Genomic DNA, 25,539 nt, shown 5'->3' on the forward strand with positions numbered 1-25,539 from the left:
GACATGCGATTGTTCGGGTGATGAGGTGCACGTTGGGCTTAAGCGAGTATCCGCTTTGCGCCTCATTTCGGCCTAACAGGCAAAGTTCGTCGTTGCCCTAAAGCGGACACCATCTAGCTGAGGGTCGTGATTGCGACTCCCCGATCCGGGAAACATTCCTTTATCCAACCCCGTGGAAGGCACGAGACGCGACCATGAGTGGGAACGGCTCAACCCATACCAAGACGCGACAATTTAGGTTACCTTTCTGGGACTGAGCTGTCGCGACCTATGGTCGGGTCGCATCACGTGGGAGACCTTCCTCCAATCTCAAAGCCGCATGCATGCGTCGATCGCTATTTCAGAAGTATTTCTTAGTCTTGTTCGCGGCGGCCATTTTTCCGATGGCCGCCGGTGGCATCAGCAACACTTGGTTCAGCTATGTCGACCAGCATGCGATCCTTAGCGCCCTGCTGCAGTCCGAGGCAACATCGGCGGCCGACAAAACTGAGAGCTTTCTTGACAGCATCCAGCTTGCGCTCGGCTCGACGATCCCCCCGGAAGGGTCGAATATGGCCAGCGTGAAACAGCTCCGGCTTCTTGCCGTACGAGCGATGCACCAGGCCCCGGCAATCCTCACCATCAGTATTGTCGACGGTACTGGCGCGGAGCGGCTGCACATCTCTCGCACTGGCAAAAACAGGACAGAAAGCGGGGCGGATCGCTCAGGCGATCCCGCTGTCGTGGGCGTCAGGACGGCGAAGGTCTGGTACGGCCCAGTCATTTATCGCCCGGGTTCCGAACCCTCCATAACCATGGCCATGGCCAGTTACGACAATTTGGTCGTCGCCAACTCGGTCATCGCCGAAATCAGTCTGAAGCCCATCTGGCTCATCGTTTCCGAAATCCACGTGGGCCGCAGCGGCCAGGGATTTGTCATCGACCAGGCCGGCCGCCTGATCGCTCACCCCGCGATCAGCAAAGTGATGCAGGGCGCGGACGAGAAAGCAGCGTTGGCCCTGCGCAAATTGCAGGATGCGATCGCTGCCGCAGGCGGCACTGCGATTGCAAGCTTCAACGCCGAGAATGAACGCTTTGTGACTGCTGGCGCGCCGGTTGCCGCGGCCGGCTGGACGGTAGTTGTCGAGCAGTCGCAGGCTGAGGCTTTTGCACCTCTATACGCTTCATTGTGGCGGACCGGCGGGTTGTTGTTCCTCGCCACAGTCCTTGCGGCGGTGCTCGCATATTGGCTTGCCAGACGAATGAGCGGGCCTATCCTCCAGTTGGAGGATGGCGCTCTCAAGATCGGTGCTGGACAGTTCGATCACCGGATCAACATCTCCACTGGAGACGAACTTGAGCGGTTGGCTGCTCGATTCAACCAAATGGCGCAAGAACTTGCCACATCGCGGGACCGCGCGGAGCGACTGACGCGGTTGAAGCGCTTCCTTGCACCACAGGTTGCGGAACTCGTAGAGAAGGCCGGTGACGAGCGAATGCTCGCTGGACAGCGCGCAGAAATAGTCGCTGTCTTTAGCGACTTGCGTGGCTTTACTGCATTTTCAGCGCACGCTGAACCTGAGAACCTCATGCAGGTCCTGCGTGAGTACTATGAGGCGCTCGGCGCGATCATCACCAAGTATGAAGCAACGTTGACCAGTTTTTCGGCGGATGGATTGATGATTCTCGTCAACGCCCCGGTTCCACGTGAAGGGCCGGCGCTTCATGCCGTAAAAATGGCTGTCGACATGCAGGATTCCACACAAGAGCTAATATCTGGGTGGCGGCAACGTGGTTATGAGATTGGCTTCGGCATGGGGCTAGCTATGGGGTGGGCAACGGTGGGTCGAATTGGCTATGAGGCCCGCGCTGACTACACCGCAATTGGCAATGTCGTGAACTTGGCATCGAGGCTGTGTTCGTCCGCTGAAGATGGACAAATCCTTGTAGATTATTCCGTGGCACGCCATTTGCCTGGCAACACGCCGATCGTTGACCTCGGTACTCGCCAGTTCAAAGGCCTCGAAGGGCACGTTCGCGTCTACAATGTTGAGACGCAAAGGATTGAGCGGCCGAATTTAGGTTCTGCTGAGAATGACGCAGGGGAAAAGGGCTAGGCTAATCGACGTCCGCAATCGTTCTTCCCTGCACCACAAGCGGACCTACTGCTTCCGGCCCAATTGCAGTCATCCGACGACTGCCGGCAACTGACCGCTGCTTAGGAGAGCTATACACCCTGCCAGCCGCGAAGAGCTGCCAACTACTTTTCCATTTCTGTGGGGTGTCGGGAGAAACGGACACCTAAGTGTCTGTTTTTTCTGGTCGGAGTGGCAGGATTTGAACCTGCGACCCCCTCGTCCCGAACGAGGTGCGCTACCAGGCTGCGCTACACTCCGTGACCAGACCGCGGGCTTATAGCCGCCGTACTTCGTTCCTGCAAGCGGCAATGGCAGCGCTTCTGTCGCATTTCGTTCGCTTTCGTCGTGCATTGCCGCAAAGCGTGGATTTCCCGCCCGGGATAAACCCCGCTTAAAGCCTTGCGTGCTAAGCCGCAGCCCTCGACAAATCGTAATCGCCATCTGGAGCTCTGCTGTCTTGCCCCTGAAAATCGTAGGCGACGCCCGGCCTAACAGCTTCGAATTCGAAACCGAAGCGCTGATCAAGGCGTCGGGATTTCGCGAGTACGATGCGCGCTGGTGGTTCGGTCACCCCGGCTCCGCGCAGCCGCCGGAGCTCAACCTGATCGGCGTCCAGGCGCTCGGCATGGGGCTGGGCACGTTGATTCGGCGTCTTGGCGCCGGGCCAGACATCGTCACCGGCCACGATTTCCGCGCCTATTCGCTCGCCATCAAGCTGGCCCTGGTCTCCGGCTTGATGGCGGCGGGCGCGAGGGTAAAGGACATCGGCCTGGCGCTGTCGCCGATGGCCTATTTCGCCCAGTTCGCCCTCGATACACCGTCCGTCGCCATGGTCACGGCCTCGCACAATGAAAACGGCTGGACCGGGGTCAAGATGGGCGCGGCGCGGCCGCTGACCTTCGGACCGGAGGAAATGAGCGCGCTGAAACAGATCGTGCTGGCCGGCGATTTCGATCTTGTCGGTGGCGGTTCCTACGATTTCGTCTCCGGGTTCCGCGAGACCTATCTCTACGATCTGGTTGGCGACAAGCGCATCGCGCGCAAGCTCAAGGTTGTGGCCGCCTGCGGCAATGGCACTGCCGGTGCCTTCGCGCCGCAGGCGCTGGAGCGCATCGGCTGTGAGGTGATCCCGCTCGACGTCGAGCTCGACCATACTTTCCCGCGCTACAACCCGAACCCGGAGGACATGCAGATGCTGCATGCCATCCGGGACAAGGTGCTGGAGACCGGCGCCGATGTCGGGCTTGGCTTCGACGGTGACGGCGACCGTTGCGGCGTGGTCGACAATGAAGGCAACGAGATCTTCGCCGACAAGGTCGGCGTCATGCTGGCGCGGGATATTTCGAGCCAATATCCAAATTCGACCTTCGTCGTCGACGTCAAGTCGACGGGCCTCTTCAACACTGACAGCGTGCTGCGCGCCAATGGCGCGGTCACCGATTACTGGAAGACCGGCCATTCCTACATCAAGCGCCGCGTTGCCGAACTCGGTGCTGTCGCCGGCTTCGAAAAGTCGGGCCATTTCTTCTTCAACCCGCCGATCGGTCGCGGCTACGATGATGGTCTCGTCACGGCAATAGCCATTTGCCAGATGCTCGACCGCAATCCAAGGAGTTCGATGGCCGATCTCTACCGCGCACTGCCGCTGACCTTCGGAACGCCGACCATGTCGCCGCATTGCGCCGACGATGTGAAATACGGCGTGGTCGAACGCGTGGTGACGGACTTCCAGGCGATGAGGCGCGAAGGTGCAGCCTTCGCTGGCCAGCAGATCGCCGACCTCGTCACCGTCAACGGCGTGCGCGTCGTGGCCGAGGATGGCACCTGGGGCCTTGTGCGGGCGTCGTCGAACAAGCCGGAGCTTGTCGTGGTTGTCGAAAGCCCGGTATCGTCCGACCGCCGCCGGCAGATGTTCGAGGCCGTCGACGCCGTGCTGCGCCGCAGCCCGGACGTCGGCGCCTACAACCAGACCTTTTGATTTGGACATTTCATGACCGAGCGCATTGTCAGTTTTGTCATGAGCGGTGGCGTCGGCTCGCGGCTCTGGCCGCTGTCGCGCGAGGACAATCCGAAGCAGTTCCACGATCTTTCCGGCGATGGCTCGATGCTGGCCAAGACACTGCGGCGGCTGACGGCGCGGCCGGAAGGCGAAACGCCGATCTTCCTGATTGCCGCCGAGCGCCATGCCGAGCGTGTCCATGCCGACCTTGCCGGCCTCGACCTCTCAGGCGGCGGTCCGCTGTTCGAGCCGACCGGCCGTAACACCGCTGCTGCCGTGGCGCTGGCTGCGCTGCGCACGTTGTCCGAATTCGGCGACAGCCTGGTGTTGGTGGTGCCGTCGGACCACGAAATCGCGACGCCGAAGCAGTTCTGGCAGAGCGTCGAGGCCGGCTGTCAGGCGGCGCTTGCCGGCCGTCTCGTAGTGTTCGGCATCAAGCCGACGCAGCCCGAGACCGGCTACGGCTATATCGAGGTTGCAGACGAGAAGAGCGGCGTCTTCGACGTCTCGCGCTTCGTCGAAAAGCCTGACCTTGCCACCGCGCAGAGCTATCTCAGGGCTGGCACCTTCTACTGGAACACCGGCATCTTTCTGTTTCGCGCCGGCGCCATGCGCGACGCGTTCGCGGCGTTCCAGCTTGATATCTGGCTGGCCACGGAAGCGGCCTACAAGGCGGCAACATCGGATCTGTCCGGCCTCTATATGCCGCTGGAGCTCTACGCCGCCATCCCATCGAATTCGATCGACTACGCCATCATGGAACGGGCCAAGGACATCGCCATGGTGCCGGCCGGCTTCCGCTGGAACGACCTCGGCTCCTGGCAGTCGCTGCTCGATGTCGGCCCTGCCGATGCCAAGGGCAATGTCGTGGTCGGCGATGTCGTCGCCATCGATTGCGAGAATTCCTACATCAGAAGCGACGGCCGGCTCCTGTCGGCGATCGGCATGAAGGATGTCGCTATCGTCTCGACCGCCGACGCCACTTTCGTCGCGCCGGTCAGCCACAGCCAGCACGTGAAGAAGATCGTCGAGCAGCTGGAGAAATCGGGCCGGCTGGAAACCAGGTTCACGCCAGCGCATGACCGCGTCATCGAGAGCGGCGCCTGGCGGCGGCGCGTGCATCACTGGCTGTTCGAGGAGACCTTGCCGCTGTGGTCGACGGCAGGCGTCGACGAGCGCCATGGCGGTTTTCACGAGGCGCTCGGCTTCGATGCCAACCCTCTATTGAAGCCCAAGCGCATGCGCACAACGGCGAGGCAAGTCTATGCCTTCGCCGTCGCCAAGGCGCGCGGCTGGGACGGGCCGGCGGACCGCCTGATTGCCCACGGCATCGCCTTCATGTCTGGCAAGGGCCGCACCGGCAGAGGCGGCTGGGCGCGCACACTCAATGTCGACGGCTCCGTCGCCGATGCGACCGAGGACGCCTACGACCATTCCTGCGTGCTGCTGGCGCTGGCGCACGCGCATATGTGCGGCAACCCGGATGCGCTGCGGCTGGGCGAAGAAACCTTCTCCTTCCTCGACGCACATCTCGAGGACAGCCGCATGACCGGCTTTCTCGAGACATCGGACGGCGAGGGCGAACGGCGCTCCAACCCGCATATGCATCTGCTCGAAGCCTTCCTCGCCTGGTACGAGGCGACAGGCGACCGCACCTATCTGCGCCGCGCCGCCCGTATCATCGATCTCTTCCGCAGCCATTTCTTCGACGCCGAGAGCTGGACGCTGGGCGAATATTTCGACGCTGGCTGGAAACCGGCTGCCGGCGAGAAGGGCACATGGACCGAGCCCGGCCACCATTTCGAATGGGCCTCGCTGCTCACCGATTTCGCCGCCCGCAGCGGCCAGAGCGAGTTGAGCAATTTTGCCCGCAAGCTCTATGCCTCGGCCATCGCCAACGGCCTCAACCGCGCCACCGGCCTTGCTTACGGCGCTGTCTCAAGACAGGGCCTGCCGCTCGACCTTGTGTCGCGCAGCTGGCCGCAGGCCGAAGCGATCAAGGCGGCGATCGCACTGGATGGCCCGGGCGGTCCCGACCTGAAACCCGAGATCGAGGCGCGTGTCGGCCGCCTGTTCCGCTGGCACATCGACCCGGCCCCGCTCGGCCTGTGGATCGACCGCATCGACGAACGCGGCCGCTCGCTGGCGAGCGACGTGCCGGCCAGTATTTTCTATCATCTGGTCTGCGCGCTGACGCAGTATCTTGATGGAACGGCGCAGAAGGGGTGAGGCGCTGCGGTCCTAATACGGGCTCGCCACATCCCCGGTCTCGACATACACCGCCTTCAGCTGCGAATAGAGCGCCAGCGCGGCCAGCGAATTCTCGCGCCCGATGCCGGACTGCTTCACCCCGCCGAACGGAATCTCCACCGGCGTCAGATTGTAGGCGTTGATCCAGCATGTGCCGGCCTGCAACTCGGCGATCACCCGATGCGCACGCTGCAAGTCGCGGGTGAAGACACCGGCGGCGAGACCGAATTCGGTGTCGTTGGCGCGGTCGATCACCTCGTCCTCGCCATCAAATTTCAGCACGCTCATCACCGGCCCGAAAATCTCCTCACGCGCAATGCGCATGTTGTCGGTGACGCCGGTGAACACTGTCGGCTCGACGAAGAAGCCGCCATCAAAACCCTGTAGTGACGGTACACTGCCGCCGCAGGCGAGCGTCGCGCCATCCTGCTGGCCGGCCTTGATGTAGGAGACGACCTTCTCCTGCTGCGCCTTGTTGACCAGCGGTCCCATCTGCGTCTCCGGATCGAGCGGGTCGCCGATGCGGATCTTTTTCGTCCGCTCGACCAGCCGGTCGACGAAACGGTCGTGGATTCCGCTCTGCACGAACACGCGCGTGCCGTTGGAACAGATCTGGCCCGTGGAATAGAAATTGCCGAGCATGGCGCCGCCAATAGCGTTTTCGAGATCGGCATCATCGAAGACGATCAGCGGTGACTTGCCGCCGAGCTCCATCGTCGCGTGCTTCATCTTCGAACCGGCAAGCGACAGCACCTTGCGGCCGGTCGGCACCGAGCCGGTCACCGAAACCTTGGCAACGACATCGTGGCCGACAAGGCCGGCGCCGACATCGCCATAGCCCTGCACAACGTTGAACAGCCCGTCGGGCAGGCCAGCCTCTGAGTAGATTTCGGCCAGCGCCAGCGCCGACAGCGGCGTGTTTTCCGACGGCTTGAACACCATGGCGTTGCCCATGGCGAGCGCCGGTGCCGACTTCCAGCCGGCGATCTGGATCGGATAGTTCCAGGCGCCGATGCCGACGCACACGCCAAGCGCCTCGCGGCGCGTATAGGCAAAGGGTCCGCCGAGATCGATGGCCTCGCCGTTGAAGGCGGCAACCGCGCCGCCGAAATATTCGAGGCAGTCGGCCGCCGACGGCGCATCCGCCACCAGCGTCTCCTGGATCGCCTTGCCGGTATCGAGCGTCTCGATGCGGGCGAGATCGGCGTTGCGGGCGCGCAAAATGTCGGCGGCGCGGCGCAGGACGCGGCCGCGCTCCACCGGCTTCATCCGCGCCCAGGCCGGTTGTGCCGCGCGTGCGGCTTCGATCGCCAGCTCCAGCACATTCGGCGTCGCCGAATACAAGGTGGCGATGATCTCGCCCGTCGCCGGATAGATCACCGGCAGCGGCGCACCACCCTCATCCTCGATGTAGCGGCCGTTGACATAGTGCGATGCCGTTGGCTGGGCGCGCATATGAAGTCTCCAATGATCTTCGCTGGACAATGCCCTATCGATCCGCGACCTGCCAGCGCGGATTGATCCAGGGTTCCTGGTTGGACGGCGCCAGCGGCGTGCGGCCGAGAATGTGGTCGGATGCCTTCTCGCCGGTCATGATCGACGGCGCGTTGAGATTGCCGTTGGTGACGCGCGGGAAGATCGAGGAGTCCGCGACGCGCAGTCCTTCGACGCCGATGACACGGCATTCCGGATCGACCACGCTCATGATGTCGTCGGTGCGGCCCATCTTGCAGGTGCCGCACGGGTGGTAGGCGCTCTCGGCATGATCCCGGATGAAGGCATCGAGATCCTCGTCCGACTGGACGTGCGAGCCCGGCGAGATTTCCTTGCCTCGAAAACTGTCGAAAGCCTTCTGGCCGAAGATCTCGCGGGTCAGCCTGATGCAGTGGCGGAACTCCGTCCAGTCGTCTGGATGCGACATGTAGTTGAAGCGGATGACCGGCGTTGCCTTGGGGTCGGGCGAGCGCAGCGTCACCGAGCCGCGCGACTTCGAGCGCATCGGTCCGACATGCGCCTGGAAGCCATGCGCCTTCGCCGCCGCCTTGCCGTCATAGCGGACCGCCGCCGGGATGAAATGGTACTGGATGTCGGGGTAGTCGACGCCGGCAGCAGAGCGCACGAAGGCGGCCGCCTCGAAATGGTTGGTGGCGCCGAGGCCGGTCTTGAAGAACAGCCACTGCGCCCCGATCAGCGCCTTGGAGAACGGGTTGAGCACCGAGTTCAGCGTGATCGGCAGTAATGATTCCTGCTGGATGTAGAGCTCCATATGATCCTGCAGATTGCGGCCGACGCCGGGCCGGTCGGCCACCACCTGGATGCCGTTTTCGGCGAGATGCGCGGCCGGTCCGATGCCGGACAGCATCAGGATCTTGGGCGAATTGATCGACGACGCCGCGACGATCACCTCACGTCGCGCCTTAACGACTTGAATCTGTTTGTGAGCTTCGATCTCGACGCCGACGGCGCGTTGATTCTCGATGATCACGCGGCGGGCGAAACCTTTGACCACGCTGACGTTTTGCCGTTTGAGAGCCGGCTTCAGATAGGCTGATGCCGCCGACCAGCGGCGGCCGCCGCGGATGGTCTGCTCCATCGGCCCGAAGCCTTCCTGCTTCGAACCGTTGTAGTCGTCTGTCAGCTCGAAGCCGGCCTGGCGGCCGGCCTCGACGAAAGCGCCGTAGAGCGGATTTTTGCGCGGGCCGCGCTGCACATGCAGCGGCCCGCCTTTGCCCCGCCAGCCATCCTCACCGCCGTCATTGTCTTCCATCCGCTTGAAGTAGGGCAGCACGTCGGCAAAACCCCATCCGGTCGCGCCCTCTTCGGCCCAATGGTCGAAGTCGCGGGCGTGGCCCCTGACATAGACCATGCCGTTGATCGAGGACGAGCCTCCGATCACCTTGCCGCGCGGCGTCGCCAGCACGCGGCCGCCGAGATGCGGTTCCGGCTCGCTGGCAAAGCCCCAGTCGTAAAGGCTCATATTGAGGGGAATGGAGAGGGCCGAGGGCATCTGGATCAGCGGCCCGATATCGGTGCCGCCGAACTCGATGACGATGACCGAATTCTTGCCGTCTTCCGACAACCGGTAGGCCATGGCCGAGCCGGCCGAGCCGGAGCCGATAATGACGAAATCTGCTTCAAGCATGGTTCATATGCGCCATGAAATCGGCGAGCGAGACATTGCCGCCGGTAGCCACAACCAGGACGGTTTTGTCCGCCACATTCACCTTGCCGCCGAGCAGTGCGGCCAGCGACGCCGCGCCCGAAGGTTCGAGCACCAGCTTCATCCGCTCGAAGGCGATCTTCATCGCCCGCCGCACAGACGCGTCGTCGACGGTGATGCCGCGTACGCCGGCGGTCTTGACCGCCGCGAACGGCGCATCGCCCGGCCGCCGCGACATCAGCCCGTCGCAGATCGATTTCGGCGCGATCGGCATGGTCTCGATGGCGCCGTGATCCAATGACGCTCCCATGCCGTTGAACCCTTCCGGCTCGACGCCGATGATCTCGGTCGCCGGCGACAAATAGTGGAAGGCGAGCGACACACCGCCGATCAGTCCGCCACCACCGACCGAGCAGAACAAGAGGTCGGCACTGGCGTCCTTTGCCTCGAGTTGTTCAAGCGCTTCGAGCCCGGCGCCGGCCTGGCCAGCAACGATCTCCGGATCGTCGAAGGGATGCAGCAAGGCCAGCCCCTCGGTCTCGGCAATCTCCCGCGCCTTGGCGGCAGCAACTTCCTCACGGGCGCGCTCGCCATGATCGGTCAGCACGACGCGCGCGCCATAGCCAGCGGTGGCGTCGCGCTTGGCGGCCGGCGCATCGATCGGCATGACGATGGTGACGGGAATGCCGAGCGCCTGGCCGGCAGCCGCCAGCCCTTGCGCGAAATTGCCGGAGGAGTAGGCGACGACGCCTTTCCTGGCTTCTTCAGGCGACAGCCGCTTCAGCCGCCAATAGGCGCCGCGCACCTTGAACGAGCCCGCCCATTGCAGCGATTCCGGCTTGATGAATACGCGCGCAGCACCGGTCTCCTTGGCGAGCGCCGCGGATTCCAGCAACGGCGTGATCTGCGTCGCCCTGGAGGTGACGGCGTAGGCCTGCTTGAGATGATCGAGGGAGGGAACGAACGTTGTTGTCATCATTCGCCTCGCGGATACCTTTTGCTTTCTTCGAGATTGTCGAGATTCATGTGGTTGCGCATGTAGCGCTCCGATGCTTTTTGCAGCGGCTGGAAATCCCATGGGTAATAGGCGCCGTTGCGCAACGCCGGGTAGACGACCCAGCGGCGCGCCTGGCTCTCGCGCACCGCGGCATCGAAGGCCACCATGTCCCAGCGCGCCCGGACTGCTCTGGTGAAAGCTGCCACGAGGGCGGCGTGCGTCGGATCGTCGGCAAGGTTGTCGCGCTCGAGCGGGTCGGCTTCCAGATCGAACAGTTGCGGCGGGTCGAGCTCGCAATGGACGAATTTGTATTTGCCGTCGCGGATCGCCACCAGCGGCGCGTAGGAGCCTTCGGCTGCGTATTCGATCAACACGGGCGTGGTGCGCTGTCCGCCCTTGGCAAGCGGCAGCAGCGACTGGCCGTCGGTCCATGGCGCGATCGCCCCTATGTCGATGCCGGCGAGGTCGCAGAGCGTCGGCGTCACGTCGAGATTGGAAACCGGCGCCTCGATCAGCCCGGATGGCACGCCATTGCCGGCGATCATCAGCGGCACCCGCACCGAGCCCTCGAAGAAGCTCATTTTGAACCACAGGCCGCGCTCGCCCAGCATATCGCCATGGTCCGAGCAGAACAGGATGGTGGTGTCGTCGAGCATGCGCGTGCGCTTGAGAACGTCCAGAAGCTCGCCAAGCTTGTCGTCGACATAGGAAATGTTGGCGAAATAGCCGCGCCGCGAACGACGCACCTGCTCACGGGTAATGTCGAAGGAGGGGTAGTCGGAGGCATGATAGAGACGCTGCGAATGCGCGTCCTGATCGTCACGCGCGATGAAGCCCGTTTCCGGGTCCAGCGCTTGGCTGTGTTCGTAGAGATCCCAGTACTGCTTGCGCGCGACGTAGGGATCGTGCGGGTGCGACAGCGAAACGGTAAGGCACCAGGGCCGGTGCTCCGCATCGTCCTGCTCACGCGAAAGCTGATAGAGCTTCTGCGTGGCGAGGAACACGACCTCGTCGTCATACTCCATCTGGTTGGTGGTCTCGGCGACACCGGCGCCGGTCACCGAGCCGAGATTGTGGTACCACCATTCGATGCGCTCGCCGGGCTTGCGGTAATCCGGCGTCCAGCCGAAATCGGCCGGATAGATGTCGGTGGTCAGTCGCTCCTCGAAACCGTGCAACTGGTCGGGCCCGACGAAATGCATCTTGCCCGACAGGCAGGTGTAGTAGCCGGCGGCGCGCAGATGATGGGCGAAGGTCGGGATCGAGGAGACGAACTCCGCCGCATTGTCGTAGACTCCGGTACGCGACGGCAATTGCCCGCTCATGAACGAGGCGCGGCCGGGCGCACAGAGCGGCGAGGCCGTGTAATTGTTGGCAAAGCGAGCCGAGCGGGCGGCCAGCGCCTTCAGATGCGGCACATGCAGGAAGTCGGCCGGCCCGTCGGGGAACAGCGTGCCGTTGAGCTGATCGACCATGACGATCAGGAAATTGGGTCGCCTTGATGTCACTGAGGCTGTCACTGTGTCTGTCGCCCGCCGAGTTTGATTTCCAGATAGTCTTCGACCAGCGCGATCGCGGTCGCCGCGTCCGGCACGCCGTCCTTCAGCGCGCGCCTGATATAGAGGCCGTCGATCAGCGCTGCGGTTGCTTCCGCCGCACGGTCGGCTTCATGCCTGGCCAGGATGCCGGTCAGGCCGCTCATCAGGTTCGAATGCAGCCGCCGCGCATAGACCCTGAGCAGTCGGCGCAAAGCCGATGATTTCTGCGCCTCGACATAGAAGGCGAGCCAGGCGGCGATGGTTTCCGGCTGGAACTGGATGTCGGAGAAGTTGACGGCTACCACGGCCGAGACGCGTTCGCGTGGCGTGGCGGCGGATTGAAGAGCACGCCGCATGTCGATGGTCAGTTCTGCCAATATGTGCCGCATCGTCGCCAGCAGCAGTTCATCCTTGGCGCCGAAATAGTGGTGGGCGAGCGCGGAGGACACGCCGGCCCGGCCGGCAATCTCCGACATGGTCACGTCAAGCGAGCCGCGCTCGCCGATCGCCGAGATCGTCGCGTCGATGAGCGCCTTGCGGCGCAACGGTTCCATTCCGACTTTCGGCATTGTTGTTTCCGGCTTTTGTCCCGCATGATTATTTTTTATTGATCCGTCAATCAACAAAAAATCGATCCGATTGCAGCCTGCACCAAGCGATTATCGGCTTGCGGCCCTTTTCGACGCACGAGGGATTGTTTATATTTGAACAATAAAGGCGAACTGCGCTACACCAGGCCTCATGCTAGGCTGGCGCCAAGGATGGAGACCGCCATGACCGCATGCATCGTTGGCTGGGCGCATTCGCGCTTCGGCAAGCTCGAAGGCGAGACGCTGGAAGGCCTGATCACCAAGGTCGCGGTCGACGCGCTCGACCATGCCGGAATCGGCCCGGGCGAGGTCGACGAGATCGTGCTTGGCCACTTCAATGCCGGCTTTTCCCCGCAGGATTTCACCGCAAGCCTGGTGCTGCAGGCCGACGACCGGCTGCGCTTCAAGCCGGCGACCCGGGTCGAGAACGCTTGCGCCACCGGCTCGGCCGCGGTCCGGCAAGGCATCCGCGCCATCGACGCCAATGCCGCCCGCGTCGTGCTGGTGGTCGGCGCCGAGCAGATGACCACGACACCCGGTCCCGAGATCGGCAAGAACCTGCTCAAGGCGTCCTATCTGCCCGAGGATGGCGACACGCCCGCCGGTTTTGCCGGCGTCTTTGGCAAGATCGCGCAGGCCTATTTCCAGCGCTATGGCGACCAGTCGGACGCGCTCGCCATGATCGCCGCGAAGAACCACAAGAACGGCGTCGACAATCCCTATGCCCAGATGCGCAAGGATTTCGGCTACGAATTCTGCCGCCAGGAAAGCGAAAAGAACCCCTTCGTTGCCGGTCCGCTGAAGCGCACCGACTGTTCGCTGGTTTCCGACGGCGCGGCAGCCCTTGTGCTGACCGACACGTCGACGGCGCTGAAGATGCGCCGCGCCGTCGCCTTCCGCGCCAACGAGCATGTCCAGGATTTCCTGCCGATGTCGAAGCGCGACATCCTGTCGTTCGAAGGCTGCGAACAGGCCTGGAACCAGGCGCTTAAGAAGGCCGGCGTGACGCTGGACGACCTCTCCTTCGTCGAGACGCATGACTGCTTCACCATCGCCGAACTGATCGAATATGAGGCGATGGGCCTGGCCAAGCCCGGCGAGGGCGCCAAGCTGGCGCTCGACGGCACGACGGCAAAGGACGGCCGGCTGCCGGTCAACCCTTCGGGCGGCTTGAAAGCCAAGGGCCATCCGATCGGTGCCACCGGCGTATCGATGCATGTGCTGACCGCCATGCAGTTGACCGGCGAGGCCGGCGGCATCCAGGTACCCGGCGCAAAGCTCGGCGGCATCTTCAACATGGGTGGCGCGGCGGTCGCCAACTACGTTTCCATTCTCGACCGGATCAGATAAACCGCCCTGCATTTCTGGGAGGTGACATGACAAATCCGGTTCTGGTCGAGGTCTTGCGCGGCGCGATCGTCGAGAGCGCCCATCGCGGCGCTGTCGCGGTCTTCGACGGTGACGGCAAGCCTGTCTGGGAAATCGGCGATACGGCGCGGCCCGTGTTTCCGCGCTCCGCGGTCAAGGCAATCCAGGCATTGCCGCTGGTCGAAACGGGTACCGCTGACGCCTACGGCTTCGGCGACCGCGAACTGGCGCTGGCCTGCGCCTCGCATTCGGGCGAGCCGGCGCATGTCGAACTGGCTCAGGCGATGCTGGCCAAAGCCGGTCTCGACAAATCGGCGCTGGAGTGCGGCGCGCATTGGCCTTCCAGCCATGGTGCGGAGATTGCACTGGCCCGCGCAGGCGGCTCGCCAAATGCGCTGCACAACAATTGTTCCGGCAAGCATTCCGGCTTTCTCTGCACTTGTGTGCACTCGGGGATTGCCCATCAGGGCTACGTCAAGGCCGGCCACCCCTTTCAGGAGATGGTACGAGACGCCATGCAGGCGGTGACCGGCGCCGCCCACGATGCCAGTGACCGGGCCATCGATGGTTGCTCGATCCCGACCTACGCCGTACCTCTGAAAAGCTTTGCGTTGGGCTTTGCCCGTATGGCGACAGGCAGGGGCTTTGGCCCTGAGCGCGCCAAGGCCGCCAAACGTCTGCTCGCGGCCTGCATGGCCGAGCCCTTCCTGGTTGCCGGCACCGGCAAGGCCGATGTTGCGCTGATGCAGGCCGCGCCCGGCCGCATCTTCGTCAAGACCGGAGCCGAAGGCGTCTATTGCGCCGCAATTCCCGAGCTCGGCCTCGGCATCGCGCTGAAATGCGACGACGGCGCCGGCCGCGCGGCCGAAGTGATGATTGCGGCAGTGCTGGCAAAACTTCTCAAGGCCGACGAGGCGCTGGCAACAAACCTTCTGGAACAGTCCAACCCGCCGATCGAAAGCCGCATCGGCGCCAAGGTCGGCTCGCTGCGCCCGACAGCGGCGCTCAACTGACCCTATTTCGCTCAACCGTCAGATGCGCATAGCCACTATCGCTTGATTTGGCGAGGTCGCCGGTCGCCGGTTCGGCCCAGCGCTGGCCGATGATGGCGCCGTTCTTGGTCCCGTCGATGACATTGTCGGAAATGATGGCGTTTCCGGCGCCCTCGACGACCGTCACGGCAATGCCGGTCCCAGCCTTGCGGATGATGTTTCCCGTCGCAACCACATTGCGCATATAGGCGCCCCAGCCGATCTGCATGCCGTAGAGCGGTGCGTTCTCGACGACGTTGCCGGACACTGTGGTGTCGGCCTCGACGCTGATGCCGACGCCGAAGCCCGGCGCGTCAGCGGGGTAGGGGCCTGTGGTCGACAAATTGCGCACGATGTTGTTCGAGCACACCCCCATGCGGCCGCCTTCATTAAAATTGACGATCGAGATGCCGTTGGTGGCACCATCGACGATGTTGTTGGCGATAACAGCGCCCTCAAAGGAAAACTCCGAGTAGAGCGCCGTTTCGCCCGAGCGCGAGCAAGTATTGCCGGTAATCTGCAGATTGCTGGAACTGTTGGCGCGGATCGCCGAGAAGGCGCAGTCCGAGACGATGTTGCCGGTGACGGAGACATTGCCGGCGCGGAAGGCGTTGATGCCATTGCCGTTCTGGCCGGTGCCGCCGCTGCGCGCGCCAATCCGCTGGACGCGGTTACCGCTGACGATGGTGCCGTCCTCGGCCTGCTGCCATCGATGCACGAGGATGCCGCCGTTGCCGCAGTCGGACACGGTATTGCCCGATATCTGCAGACCGGCCGCCTCGACGGAATAGATGCCGGCGTCGGCCGCTCCCGAAATCTCCGTGCGCTCGACGCGGCCCGATGCGTGCTCCAACGCCAGCCCATGCTTGCCGCTGCCGGTGATCATGCAATTGTCGATGACGAGATGGCCCACGCGGCGCAGGTCGAGCAGGCCTTGCGCATCGTCGGCCAAAGAGCCGTTGGCGCCATCGAAGACCAGCCCGGTGAGCTCGATATGCTCGGCCTGTTCGGCCGTCAGCAGACGGCCACCACCGCCATAGAGAACGCGTGAGGCGCCGGGCACGCCGGAAAGCCTGACACGGGCGGGCAACGTCAGATTGGAGACGACGTAGTTCCCCGGCGGCAGGAACACCGGCGCGTTGCGCTCGCTCGCCTCGGCAAGCATCCTGGCGAAGGCTTTGCTCTGGTCGTCCGCTGCGTCCGGCTGCACGCCAAGCTCGGCGGCGTTGATCGAGCCGCGCGCTGCCGTCTTAGCCAAGGCGTTGCCCGACGAAAGACCGAGCACGGCAAAGCCGGCCGTCCCCTTTAGCAGCACTCGTCTGTTCAACATCGGCACATCCCTTGCGATCCCCCGGCTAACCGCAGGAATCATGCCAGCCGCAGCGGTCTTCGCCCGGTCATAGTCCGGGCAATGACCGGGTCCGGCAAGTGGCTTGTGCAGTCGCCGAAGCGAGCCTAAGTTCATCCGATGAGCAGAGCCTTCACCCGCGAGGAAGACAGCGAAAACGCCATTGCCGGCATTGGCGAGCGGCCGATCAGCCCGCACCGCAATCTGGTGACGGAGCGCGGGCTGGCGCAGATCGAGGACAATCTGACGGATCTGCGCGACATATTGGCGAAAGCCGAGAGAAAAGCAGACCGCGAGCGCATCGCCGTGGTGTCGCGCGACCTGCGCTACTGGACAGCGCGCCGCGAAAGCGCCGAACTCTCCGTGCCGGAGCCGGGCAGCGACCAGGTGCGTTTCGGCATGGGCGTCACGCTGGAAGGCGACGACGGCAAGAAGGTGCACTGGAAGATCGTCGGTGAGGACGAGGCCGATCCTTCAAAGGGCAGCATTTCCCACGTCTCGCCGATGGCGGTGGCGCTGTTCGGCAAGAAGGTCGGCGACGTCGCAAGCGTCAACGGCAAGGAATGGGAAATCATTAAGCTGTCGGAGAGCTAACTGCGTCTACTTTGCCAGTCTTTGCAACGCGGCCTCATACTTGTCCATGACATCGCGCGCGGCACACATTTGCCTTTCGAGATCGTCACACGGAATCGGCCTTAGGATGATGCCGTCATCGGTTTCGATGATCTGGAGTTCATCGCCCACTTGCAGCCCCAAGCTGTCGAGAATTTCCCGCGGCAAGATTACAACGCCCGATCCGTCCTCAAGTCCGTGAATGATGGTGTTCATGGCTATACCGTAGGTTGCGCCAGGCGCTATGACGCAACTCTGATAGGCATTGCAACTGTTTCGCTCAGCCCGCCAGCAGCCGATCCAGCAGCCGATCCGCCGCCTCCGGGATAACCGTGCCCGGTGGGAAGATTTCCGCAGCACCAGCCGCAAGCACCGCATCATAATCCTGTGGTGGGATCACGCCGCCGGCGACGATCAATATGTCGGCGCGGCCGAGTTTCTTCAGCGCATCGCGCAGTTCGGGGATCAGCGTCAGATGTCCCGCCGCCAGTGACGAGGCGCCGACGATATGGACGTCCTGCGCCACCGCCAGCTTGGCGATCTCATCCGGTGTCTGGAACATCGCACCGACGGTGACGTCGAAGCCGAGATCGGCAAAGGCCGTAGCGATAACCTTCTGGCCGCGGTCATGGCCGTCCTGGCCCATCTTGGCCACCAGGATGCGTGGCTTGCCGCCGGACTTCTTCTCGAAAGCCTCAAGCTTCTCCAGCAGCCGGTCAACCGCCAGATTGTCGCCAAGCGCATTGCGATAAACGCCGGAGATCGTCTGCACCGAGGCGACGTGACGGCCAAAGACCTTTTCCAGCGCCAGCGAAATCTCGCCGACCGTGGCGTTGGCGCGCGCGGCGCGGATGGCGAATTCCAGCAGGTTTTCGTCACCCTGCGCAGCGCGGGTCAGCGCATCGAGCGCGCTCTCGACGTCGCCGACATTGCGCGTGCCTTTGAGGTTCTGCAGCTTCGACAATTGCCGTGCCCGAACCTCGGCATTGTCGATCTTCAAGACGTCGACCTCGATGTCGTTCTCCGGGCGATGCGCGTTGACGCCGACCAGCATCTGTTCGCCGGAATCGATGCGCGCCTGCGTGCGCGCCGCCGCCTCCTCGATGCGCAGTTTTGGGATGCCCTGTTCGATCGCGGCGGCCATGCCGCCAAGGCTCTCGACCTCCTCGATATGTGCAAGTGCGCGCGCTGCAAGATCATGTGTCAGCCGCTCCAGATAGGCCGAGCCACCCCACGGGTCGACAATGCGCGTGGTGCCGGATTCCTTTTGCAGGATCAGCTGCGTGTTGCGAGCGATACGGGCCGAATGGTCGGTCGGCAGCGCCATCGCCTCGTCGAAGGAATTGGTGTGCAGCGACTGCGTATGGCCCTGGGTGGCCGCCATCGCCTCGATCATGGTGCGGGTGATGTTGTTGTAGGGGTCCTGCGCCGTCAGCGACCAGCCCGACGTCTGGCAATGGGTGCGCAACGACAGCGAACGCTCGTCCTTCGGCGCAAAATTCTTCTGCATCAGGCTCGCCCACAACAGGCGCGCTGCTCTGAGCTTGGCGACCTCCATGAAGAAGTTCATGCCGATCGCCCAGAAGAAGGAAAGCCGTGGCGCGAAACGGTCGATATCGAGACCGGCGGCGACGCCCGCACGTGCATATTCGATGCCGTCGGCGATGGTGTAGGCGAGCTCCAGGTCCGCCGTCGCGCCGGCCTCCTGCATGTGATAGCCGGAGATCGAGATCGAATTGAACTTCGGCATGTGCTTGGAGGTATAGGAGAAGATGTCCGACACGATCCGCATCGAAGGCTTCGGCGGATAGATGTAGGTGTTGCGGACCATGAACTCCTTCAGGATGTCGTTCTGGATGGTGCCGGCGAGATCCTTCGGCGCAACGCCCTGTTCTTCCGCCGCCACGATGTAGAGCGCCATGATCGGCAGCACGGCGCCGTTCATGGTCATCGACACCGTCATTTCGTCGAGCGGGATGCCGTCGAATAACTGCCGCATGTCGAGGATGGAATCGATGGCCACGCCCGCCATGCCGACATCGCCGGCAACGCGCGGATGATCGCTGTCATAGCCGCGATGAGTGGGGAGATCGAAGGCGACCGACAGGCCTTTCTGGCCGGCAGCGAGATTGCGCCGGTAGAAGGCATTGGATTCCTCGGCCGTCGAGAAGCCGGCATATTGCCGGATCGTCCAGGGCTGCTGGACATACATGGTCGGGTAGGGGCCGCGCACGAAAGGCGGCATGCCCGGATAGGTGTCGAGATGGGTGAGGCCCTTGAGGTCGTCCTGACTGTAGAGATGCTTGACGGCAATGCCTTCCGGCGTCAGTCGCTGGCCCTTGACCTCGACGGGCGCGCGCCGCGGCGCCGACCAGCCGATCTCTGAGAAATCTGGGATCAAGGCGCGGCTCCGATCGACTGGTCGATGCGCACCGGAAACAGGGCCTCGCACACCGCCACGCCCTCGGTGAAAGGAGGCCGCCGCTCGGCCGCCAGCGTCTCGACCGGGGTCTCGCTTTTTAGCGGGTAAAGCGTGGTGCCGATGATTGCCCGTTCACCCGACCGGTAGGCCTCGGCGCGGCGCTCGGATGCTGCCTTGACGCGCGCCTGGATGTGGCCTTGCTGCAGGCTTGCCAGAACGCCGCCTTCCGCTTCGATCCTCTGGAATTCTACCCACGCCGCTTCGCACAGGCCCAGGGTCAGCGCCTCGACCGCGCCCGAGCCATAGGTGGGGTCGGCGACATGGTCGATATGGCTCTCATTGGCCATGATCAGCTGCGCATTGCGGGCAACACGGCGGGCAAAAGGTGCCGGCAGGCCATGAGCGATCGTGTGCGGCAGGATGGAGATCGAATCGGCGCCCCCGGCGGCTGCGGCAAAACCGGCGATCGCAGTGCGTAGAATATTGGTCTCGGGGTCTGCCGCCGTCATCATGCGGAACGACGTCTCGGCATGGATATTGGCGGTCGAGGCCGGGATCGAGCACGTCTCCTGGATTCGCGCCCACAGCCTGCGCAGCGCCCGAACCTTGGCCATCGACAGGAATTGGTCCTGGTCGACGCTCAGGGCAAAGCCGATATGCGGCGCGGCATAGACAAGCGGCTGGCGTGCGTCCTCGAACATCCTGAGATAGGAGACCGCGGAAGCGAGCATGGTGCCGAGCTCCTGCGCCTCGGTGGCGCCGGCATTGTGGAACACCCGCCCGTCAGCCTCGAGCAGCACGCCTGGCACGCCAAGCGAAAAGAAATGCGCCAGCGATTGCGGCATCGATGCCTGCAAGGCCTCGATCGACATCCGCAGCCGTCCGGTTCCGGCAAAGATCGCCGCCGGGTCGATGCCGAAGGAGAGGTTGAGCTTCGCCGGATCGGAGCGGCGCTTGCCCAGAAACGCCACCAGCCAGTCGGCGACGGCGCGGCTCCAGGGATGGGCGTCGATGCGGATCTGCACGCGGTTGAGCGGCACGCCGTCCAGCACCGTCTCCAGCGCCTGCGCCGTCCTCGGCAGGCCATAGCCGAACGCATTCGGGGCGCCTTCGAAGACCAGCGACAATCCCGTCGCGCCTTGCGCCACGTCGTCCAGGGCCTGCGCCTTGGCGCGGCCGATATCGGGATCGTCGATGCGCTGGCTGACGATCCAGGGCAGTTTGGGGTTGGCGCGCACAAGCGGTTCGGCGCCAGCAGCGCGATCGTAGAGCGGCTCGATGCGGATGGCGTCGTCGGTGTGCGAGACCAGACTGTCCTCGAAGGATGCGCCGGCCAACGCTTTTTCGGCCAAGGCCAGCCATCGCTGGCGCTCGACGTTTGTGGGTTCGATTTCCTTGGTCAAGGCTCCGGCGCCCATCAATTTTCCTCGTTCTTATGCGGCCGCACCAGCCTGGAGCGGTTCAGTCTACGGTCCCCTGTCCGATATCGCAATGCAATGCGCCCTTCAGGGTCCGAACTCGATCTCTCTGATATAGGTCAGCCTGCGTGGACGAACCATGAACGATTGCCAAACACCGGCAAAATCCGCAAGCTCCAAAAAGCCGATTTGGAGCATTGGTCAGCTTAGACAATTGGCCCATCTGAGGATTTGGATTGTCGCTGTGCAACGGCCTCACTATACGTGCGGCAAGGCCATTGGCTTTAACACCAGTTTGCGGAGACATGGACATATGGCTGACGAGACCAGCATTTTCCTCGGCGCCAGCCGCAAGCCCGACGACAGCTACCAGCGCGCCGAGCAGCTTTTGCTGCAATATGGCAATCGTCATGGCCTGATCACCGGCGCCACTGGCACCGGCAAGACGGTCAGCCTGCAGATTCTGGCAGAAGGGTTCTCCAATGCCGGCGTGCCGGTGTTCTGCGCCGATATCAAGGGCGACCTGTCCGGCATCGCCATGATGGGCAAAGCGCAGGATTTCCTGGTCAAGCGGGCCGATCAGATCAAGCTCGATCCCTACGATTTCCAGGAATTCCCGGTCATCTTCTGGGACCTGTTCGGTGAGCAGGGCCATCCGATCCGCGCCACCGTCTCGGAAATGGGGCCGCTGCTTTTGTCGCGGCTGATGAACCTCTCCGAAGCGCAGGAGGGCATCATGAACATCGCCTTCCGCATCGCCGACGAGGACGGTCTGCTGCTGCTCGACATGAAGGATCTGCAGGCGCTGCTGGCCAACATCGCCGAGCGCGCCGACGAGATCAGCTCGCGCTACGGCAATGTCACCAAGCCGTCGGTCGGCGCCATCCAGCGCACGCTGCTGGTGCTGGAACAGCAGGGGGCGGCGAATTTCTTCGGCGAGCCGGCTTTGCGCATCGCCGACATCATGCGCACCACCCGGGACGGCCGCGGCGCCATCAGCGTGCTCGCAGCCGACAGATTGATGATGAACCCCAGGCTCTACGCCACCTTCCTGCTTTGGCTGATGTCGGAGCTTTTCGAGGAATTGCCCGAGGTCGGCGACCCCGACAAGCCGAAGCTGGTGTTCTTCTTCGACGAGGCGCACCTCCTGTTCGACGAAGCGCCGAAGGTGCTGATCGATCGCGTCGAGCAGGTCGTCCGCCTGATCCGCTCGAAAGGCGTCGGCGTCTATTTCGTCACCCAGAACCCTTTGGATATCCCTGAAAAAGTTCTGGCCCAGCTCGGCAACCGCGTGCAGCACGCGCTGCGTGCCTACACGCCGCGTGAACAGCAGGCGGTGAAGACCGCCGCCGACACCTTCCGCCCCAATCCCGATTTCGACTGCGCTACGGCGATCACCCAGCTAGGTACTGGTGAAGCGCTGGTGTCGACGCTGGAAGCCAAGGGCGTGCCCTCCATGGTGCAGCGGACGCTGATCCGGCCGCCGTCGTCGAGGCTTGGCCCGATCACGCTGGACGAGCGCCGCAAGCTGATCGACCAGAGCCCGGTCGCCGGCCAGTACGACCAGACCATCGACCGCGAATCGGCTTTCGAGATGCTGCAGAAGAAGGCCAAGGGCGCGCAGGAGGCGGAAGCGCAGGCGCAGCAGGCCGACAGCGGCCGTTCGCGCTGGACCATTCCGGGCTTTGGCAATGACGATCGGCCACCGCCGCAATCAACCGGCCGCCGCGCCCCGGCGCCGAGACCCTCCAACCGCCAGACCGTCGCCGAAGCCGCGATCAAAGCTGTCGTGCGCTCGGTCGGCTCGTCGGTCGGACGGGCGATCGTGCGCGGGATTCTGGGCAGCCTTTCCAGGGGGCGGTAGGAAGTGTCAGCCGGCCTGCTTCGGACATGATCAGCGGCCATAACATTGCCATCGACGGCGGCTGGTAAAGGGATGGCCGGCCTGCTGGAGATGCGCGACAGCCGCGCCCGTCTCGTCCTGGCACCACAGCAGGGTGCGGCGATCGCGCGCTTCGACGCACTGCTCGGCGATGTAGCGGTGCCGCTCCTGCGGCCGGGCGACGGTACCGGCGCCTCCGGCTGCCAGGTTCTGGTTCCCTGGTCGAACCGCATTTCAGGCGGCGGCTTCGAGTTCGACGGCCGTTTGCACACCGTCGAGCCGAATGTGGCGGGAGAGGCCCTTCCGATCCATGGCGACGGCTTTCAGAGGGAATGGCGGATTGCCGGCCACAGCGCCACCGAGGCGGAACTGGTCCTCGACGCCGGCCGGATCGGCCCCTACCGATACACGGCGCGGGTTGTCTATACGCTGCATGACGGGGCCCTGGATGCTACGCTCACCGTGGAGAACCGTGCCGGCATTCGCCTGCCTTACGGCCTCGGCTTTCATCCGTGGTTCCCGCGCAGCGCCGCAACGACGCTCGAGGCTAAGGCGGCGCGGGTCTGGTTGGAGGACAAGCGTCATTTGCCGACCGGCGTGGCGCCCGTGGCCGATTACCCCGCGTGGAATTTCTCGCGCGCCTCCCTGCTGCCGCGAAGCTGGGTGAACAATGCTTTCGACGGCTGGGACCGCCTCGCCAGGATCACCCGGCCCGAGGACAGGATCGCCATCTCGCTCACGGCCTCATCGGCGCTCGACGTCTTCATCCTCTATTCGCCGTCGCAGGACGCCGATTTCTTCTGCTTCGAGCCGGTGTCGCATTCCGTCGATGCGCATCACGGCGAAGGGCTGACCCCGCTTGAGCACGGCGCCACATTGAGTGCAAACATGCGCCTTGATTGGAGTTCCACTAGTTCGCGTTGATGCGAAACAGCGCCCAACCGAATGCCGACAGCGGGCTGGTGCTTGGGCAGCTGGGTTTCACCGTCCGCGCGAAGCAACGACCGGTGGGGTGAAGGGCTCCTGAGCCACAGCAGGGCCTCATGTACACACCCATTCGCGGATCTTGCATTTCTGCCCACTCCGTTCGCAGGCCTGCAGTGTCAGGTCTTCGGCCTGCCGGCGTGTTTGCGCCGTCTCCGCGCCCCAGCTGGTGGATTGCCCGCTCGTCTTCTCGCCCACCGCGAGCGCGCCGCAATGATTGTATGGAAAGCCGGTGTTGTCGTCGTCGTCCCAGTGACGATGATTGCGAAACACGCTCACCACGGCGCAGCTGTCGCCGCCGGCGGTCTGGCAATGCTTGAGGGCGATGTCCATCGCCTCCTGACGCTTGTCGGCACCCCAGAAGAAGCCGTGCTTCCCGTCAGGGTTCGAATAAGCGATCGCCGCCCAGATGCCTTTCTCTTCCTGGGCCGGCGGCTCGGGCACGTCCGCCGCGGGGGCGAGGTCCGCCGCAGCGAGCCGCCCGGCGCAGGCCAACAGCATGCCGATTGCCGCAATGGCGGAATTCACCCTCATTGTACGCCTCCTTGTTTTCCTGCTGCCGAGGCCACGGAGATGACGACGCAGCTGTTGCCTGTCGGCAGCAGCATCGCGTTGCCCCCTCCATTGGCCAGTTCATAGACGCTGATTTGTCCAAGATTGTTGGCTAGCTTGCTGCCCTTCGGAAGCAGGGCCGGAACGTCGGCGCAACTGGCCGCGAACGGCGCAACCCTGACCATCGTGCCTTCGCAGACAGATGCGGTGGGTGCTGCGAACACCAGGCCCGCGGCCGGGCCGCTGTAGCCCTGCGTGGCGTAGTTCATGCCGACCAGGGCTTCCACGACGTGTTTGTCGGGGGCCTCGTTGTTCCAGATCGACTGAACGCTGTAGGTCGTGCCGGTCGTCAGCATCTGCCCAAGGGCTGGAAAAATGTTGGAACAAGACTGCAAGCCCGCCTGTTTGGCGTGTTGCAGAAATGGCGTGTCCGCCAGAGCCGGATCGGGCTGGTTGGTCTCCGCGACCGCCGGCTGCGGCAATAAATTGCGGACCAGGCCGTAGCGCATGGCTGCGAAGCCGGCCGCGGCGACGACGGCAATCGCGAGCAACGAGAAGACAGTGGTCTTCGCCAGGTTTCGTTTCGGTCTGCTCCGGTCATCGATGCCGGCCTGAACAGCACCCTTTCCCTGGTTGCGGGACATTATCCGGTCATGGATCGATTGCTGGTTCATCGCAATGCCTTCGTCAATTGATCGCCGCGACGGCCGCGGCCAAGCCCTTGAGGGTTGCGGTCACGTTGATCGTCCTGCCATCCGTCGTCGGAAAGGAGATGACGGATGCCGCGGCCTTCGAAATTTGTTCGCGCATGATCGGGCCAACCGGCAGCATGCCGACGCAGACTGCTTGATTGCATCCGTCGAGTTGAATTTTTATCGGTTCCTTGCGCCCCTCGAATGTCAGCGAGACAGGACTGTCGCTCTTGGCGATCGGCGGGGTGCGCAAGATCATGTAGGGGTTGCCTTCCTTGGTGGCGGCCAGCGACCAGCTGAACGCAACCTGTCCTGCCTGGTCCTCGATGATCTGGGTGACATTGCAGACCTTTTGGCGGGCCTGCAGGTTCTCGTCGCAGATCAGCGTCCAGTTCTCGAACGGACGGGTGGTCCGTTGATATTCGCCAAGCTTCGCATCCGCGGGCACCGCGACGTCGGAAGGCCTTATTCTGTAGCCGGAAGCCACCGCCTCCTGTCCGACCGCGTACGAGCCGGACAGGAGCATTGACGTCATGGATATCGCGACAGCAAAGACTGCCTGCCTGATCATAGCCGGGC

General features: G+C 63.5%; 20 protein-coding genes and 1 tRNA gene. 8 read left to right on the forward strand and 13 right to left on the reverse strand.

Going from position 1 to position 25,539, the window contains the following annotated elements; translation table 11 throughout:
- Window positions 1–323 precede the first annotated feature (323 nt).
- Entirely contained in the window at window positions 324–2,096 is a 1,773-nt protein-coding gene (locus tag AC1DXM_RS16085; protein WP_477234103.1) for an adenylate/guanylate cyclase domain-containing protein, read from the forward strand.
- A gap of 202 nt (window positions 2,097–2,298) precedes the next feature.
- Here AC1DXM_RS16085 and AC1DXM_RS16090 read toward each other — a convergent pair.
- A tRNA-Pro gene (locus AC1DXM_RS16090) sits at window positions 2,299–2,375 on the reverse strand.
- A 199-nt stretch (window positions 2,376–2,574) separates the two neighbouring features.
- Between AC1DXM_RS16090 and AC1DXM_RS16095 the strand changes: the two genes are divergently transcribed.
- The gene (locus AC1DXM_RS16095) at window positions 2,575–4,095 is read left to right on the forward strand and encodes a phosphomannomutase/phosphoglucomutase (protein WP_477234105.1); all 1,521 of its coding nucleotides are present in this window, start codon (window positions 2,575–2,577) and stop codon (window positions 4,093–4,095) included.
- A gap of 12 nt (window positions 4,096–4,107) precedes the next feature.
- On the forward strand, window positions 4,108–6,345 hold the full coding sequence (locus AC1DXM_RS16100) for a mannose-1-phosphate guanylyltransferase/mannose-6-phosphate isomerase (protein ID WP_477234107.1): 2,238 nt from the start codon (window positions 4,108–4,110) through the stop codon (window positions 6,343–6,345).
- A 12-nt stretch (window positions 6,346–6,357) separates the two neighbouring features.
- On the opposite strand, the gene betB is transcribed toward AC1DXM_RS16100, so the two are convergent.
- From betB to betI, 5 genes are read right to left on the reverse strand one after another with little or no spacing between them, the layout of a single operon-like run.
- Window positions 6,358–7,821, reverse strand: a complete 1,464-nt coding sequence (gene betB, locus AC1DXM_RS16105) for a betaine-aldehyde dehydrogenase (protein WP_477234109.1) — start codon at window positions 7,819–7,821, stop codon at window positions 6,358–6,360.
- Window positions 7,822–7,855: 34 nt separating this feature from the next.
- Entirely contained in the window at window positions 7,856–9,508 is a 1,653-nt protein-coding gene (gene betA / locus AC1DXM_RS16110) for a choline dehydrogenase (protein WP_477234111.1), read from the reverse strand.
- Window positions 9,501–10,502, reverse strand: coding sequence for a threonine/serine dehydratase (locus AC1DXM_RS16115; RefSeq protein WP_477234113.1), 1,002 nt, complete (start codon window positions 10,500–10,502; stop codon window positions 9,501–9,503). Before AC1DXM_RS16115 ends, betA begins: the two co-directional genes overlap by 8 nt.
- On the reverse strand, window positions 10,502–12,031 hold the full coding sequence (betC, locus tag AC1DXM_RS16120; protein ID WP_477234115.1) for a choline-sulfatase: 1,530 nt from the start codon (window positions 12,029–12,031) through the stop codon (window positions 10,502–10,504). The genes AC1DXM_RS16115 and betC overlap by 1 nt, the downstream gene beginning before the upstream one ends.
- A gap of 8 nt (window positions 12,032–12,039) precedes the next feature.
- A complete protein-coding gene (gene betI / locus AC1DXM_RS16125) occupies window positions 12,040–12,630 on the reverse strand; it encodes a choline-binding transcriptional repressor BetI (RefSeq protein ID WP_477234117.1) in 591 nt (196 codons plus the stop codon).
- A 204-nt stretch (window positions 12,631–12,834) separates the two neighbouring features.
- Between betI and AC1DXM_RS16130 the strand changes: the two genes are divergently transcribed.
- Complete coding sequence (locus tag AC1DXM_RS16130) at window positions 12,835–14,001, forward strand: acetyl-CoA acetyltransferase (protein WP_477234119.1); 1,167 nt, start codon at window positions 12,835–12,837, stop codon at window positions 13,999–14,001.
- 26 nt (window positions 14,002–14,027) lie between these two features.
- Complete coding sequence (locus AC1DXM_RS16135) at window positions 14,028–15,032, forward strand: asparaginase (protein WP_477234121.1); 1,005 nt, start codon at window positions 14,028–14,030, stop codon at window positions 15,030–15,032.
- Here AC1DXM_RS16135 and AC1DXM_RS16140 read toward each other — a convergent pair.
- Window positions 15,025–16,380: a TIGR03808 family TAT-translocated repetitive protein gene (locus AC1DXM_RS16140; RefSeq protein ID WP_477234123.1), complete on the reverse strand. Its 1,356-nt coding sequence runs from the start codon at window positions 16,378–16,380 to the stop codon at window positions 15,025–15,027. The two genes, AC1DXM_RS16135 and AC1DXM_RS16140, sit on opposite strands and share 8 nt — an antisense overlap.
- A 138-nt stretch (window positions 16,381–16,518) precedes the next feature.
- On the opposite strand from AC1DXM_RS16140, the gene greA reads away from it, so the two are divergent.
- Window positions 16,519–16,992 (forward strand): transcription elongation factor GreA, encoded by a 474-nt coding sequence (gene greA, locus AC1DXM_RS16145; protein WP_477234125.1) that lies wholly within the window; start codon window positions 16,519–16,521, stop codon window positions 16,990–16,992.
- Between the two features lie 6 nt (window positions 16,993–16,998).
- Here the strand turns inward: greA and AC1DXM_RS16150 are convergent, their stop codons facing one another.
- From AC1DXM_RS16150 to AC1DXM_RS16160, 3 genes are all read right to left on the reverse strand, one after another.
- On the reverse strand, window positions 16,999–17,226 hold the full coding sequence (locus AC1DXM_RS16150) for an AbrB/MazE/SpoVT family DNA-binding domain-containing protein (protein ID WP_477234127.1): 228 nt from the start codon (window positions 17,224–17,226) through the stop codon (window positions 16,999–17,001).
- A gap of 64 nt (window positions 17,227–17,290) precedes the next feature.
- Window positions 17,291–19,411, reverse strand: coding sequence for a methylmalonyl-CoA mutase (gene scpA / locus AC1DXM_RS16155; protein ID WP_477234129.1), 2,121 nt, complete (start codon window positions 19,409–19,411; stop codon window positions 17,291–17,293).
- Window positions 19,408–20,850: a methylmalonyl-CoA mutase subunit beta gene (locus AC1DXM_RS16160; protein ID WP_477234131.1), complete on the reverse strand. Its 1,443-nt coding sequence runs from the start codon at window positions 20,848–20,850 to the stop codon at window positions 19,408–19,410. Before AC1DXM_RS16160 ends, scpA begins: the two co-directional genes overlap by 4 nt.
- A gap of 313 nt (window positions 20,851–21,163) precedes the next feature.
- On the opposite strand from AC1DXM_RS16160, the gene AC1DXM_RS16165 reads away from it, so the two are divergent.
- Window positions 21,164–22,714, forward strand: a complete 1,551-nt coding sequence (locus AC1DXM_RS16165; RefSeq protein WP_477234133.1) for a helicase HerA-like C-terminal domain-containing protein — start codon at window positions 21,164–21,166, stop codon at window positions 22,712–22,714.
- A gap of 72 nt (window positions 22,715–22,786) precedes the next feature.
- Window positions 22,787–23,656 carry an aldose 1-epimerase gene (locus AC1DXM_RS16170; protein WP_477234135.1) on the forward strand — a complete coding sequence of 290 codons (870 nt, stop codon included), beginning with the start codon at window positions 22,787–22,789 and terminating at the stop codon, window positions 23,654–23,656.
- Window positions 23,657–23,773: 117 nt separating this feature from the next.
- On the opposite strand, the gene AC1DXM_RS16175 is transcribed toward AC1DXM_RS16170, so the two are convergent.
- The 3 genes from AC1DXM_RS16175 to AC1DXM_RS16185 are packed head-to-tail and all read right to left on the reverse strand — an operon-like array spanning window position 23,774 to window position 25,531.
- Window positions 23,774–24,250: a DUF4189 domain-containing protein gene (locus AC1DXM_RS16175; protein WP_477234137.1), complete on the reverse strand. Its 477-nt coding sequence runs from the start codon at window positions 24,248–24,250 to the stop codon at window positions 23,774–23,776.
- Window positions 24,247–24,942 carry a hypothetical protein gene (locus AC1DXM_RS16180; protein WP_477234139.1) on the reverse strand — a complete coding sequence of 232 codons (696 nt, stop codon included), beginning with the start codon at window positions 24,940–24,942 and terminating at the stop codon, window positions 24,247–24,249. Before AC1DXM_RS16180 ends, AC1DXM_RS16175 begins: the two co-directional genes overlap by 4 nt.
- A 13-nt stretch (window positions 24,943–24,955) precedes the next feature.
- Window positions 24,956–25,531, reverse strand: a complete 576-nt coding sequence (locus AC1DXM_RS16185; protein ID WP_477234141.1) for an invasion associated locus B family protein — start codon at window positions 25,529–25,531, stop codon at window positions 24,956–24,958.
- Between the last annotated feature and the right edge of the window lie 8 nt (window positions 25,532–25,539).

This window comes from Mesorhizobium sp. P3_A2, from assembly GCF_056403115.1.

Excerpts from the sequence above, each read along its gene's own strand:
- AC1DXM_RS16085 (WP_477234103.1), top strand. The coding sequence starts at position 324 with ATGCGTCGATCGCTATTTCAGAAGTATTTCTTAGTCTTGTTCGCGGCG.
- AC1DXM_RS16100 (WP_477234107.1), top strand. The coding sequence starts at position 4,108 with ATGACCGAGCGCATTGTCAGTTTTGTCATGAGCGGTGGCGTCGGCTCG.
- betB (WP_477234109.1), bottom strand. The coding sequence starts at position 7,821 with ATGCGCGCCCAGCCAACGGCATCGCACTATGTCAACGGCCGCTACATC.
- betA (WP_477234111.1), bottom strand. The coding sequence starts at position 9,508 with ATGCTTGAAGCAGATTTCGTCATTATCGGCTCCGGCTCGGCCGGCTCG.
- AC1DXM_RS16115 (WP_477234113.1), bottom strand. The coding sequence starts at position 10,502 with ATGACAACAACGTTCGTTCCCTCCCTCGATCATCTCAAGCAGGCCTAC.
- betI (WP_477234117.1), bottom strand. The coding sequence starts at position 12,630 with ATGCCGAAAGTCGGAATGGAACCGTTGCGCCGCAAGGCGCTCATCGAC.
- AC1DXM_RS16130 (WP_477234119.1), top strand. The coding sequence starts at position 12,835 with ATGACCGCATGCATCGTTGGCTGGGCGCATTCGCGCTTCGGCAAGCTC.
- AC1DXM_RS16135 (WP_477234121.1), top strand. The coding sequence starts at position 14,028 with ATGACAAATCCGGTTCTGGTCGAGGTCTTGCGCGGCGCGATCGTCGAG.
- AC1DXM_RS16140 (WP_477234123.1), bottom strand. The coding sequence starts at position 16,380 with ATGTTGAACAGACGAGTGCTGCTAAAGGGGACGGCCGGCTTTGCCGTG.
- greA (WP_477234125.1), top strand. The coding sequence starts at position 16,519 with ATGAGCAGAGCCTTCACCCGCGAGGAAGACAGCGAAAACGCCATTGCC.
- AC1DXM_RS16150 (WP_477234127.1), bottom strand. The coding sequence starts at position 17,226 with ATGAACACCATCATTCACGGACTTGAGGACGGATCGGGCGTTGTAATC.
- AC1DXM_RS16160 (WP_477234131.1), bottom strand. The coding sequence starts at position 20,850 with ATGGGCGCCGGAGCCTTGACCAAGGAAATCGAACCCACAAACGTCGAG.
- AC1DXM_RS16165 (WP_477234133.1), top strand. The coding sequence starts at position 21,164 with ATGGCTGACGAGACCAGCATTTTCCTCGGCGCCAGCCGCAAGCCCGAC.
- AC1DXM_RS16170 (WP_477234135.1), top strand. The coding sequence starts at position 22,787 with ATGGCCGGCCTGCTGGAGATGCGCGACAGCCGCGCCCGTCTCGTCCTG.
- AC1DXM_RS16175 (WP_477234137.1), bottom strand. The coding sequence starts at position 24,250 with ATGAGGGTGAATTCCGCCATTGCGGCAATCGGCATGCTGTTGGCCTGC.
- AC1DXM_RS16180 (WP_477234139.1), bottom strand. The coding sequence starts at position 24,942 with ATGAACCAGCAATCGATCCATGACCGGATAATGTCCCGCAACCAGGGA.
- AC1DXM_RS16185 (WP_477234141.1), bottom strand. The coding sequence starts at position 25,531 with ATGATCAGGCAGGCAGTCTTTGCTGTCGCGATATCCATGACGTCAATG.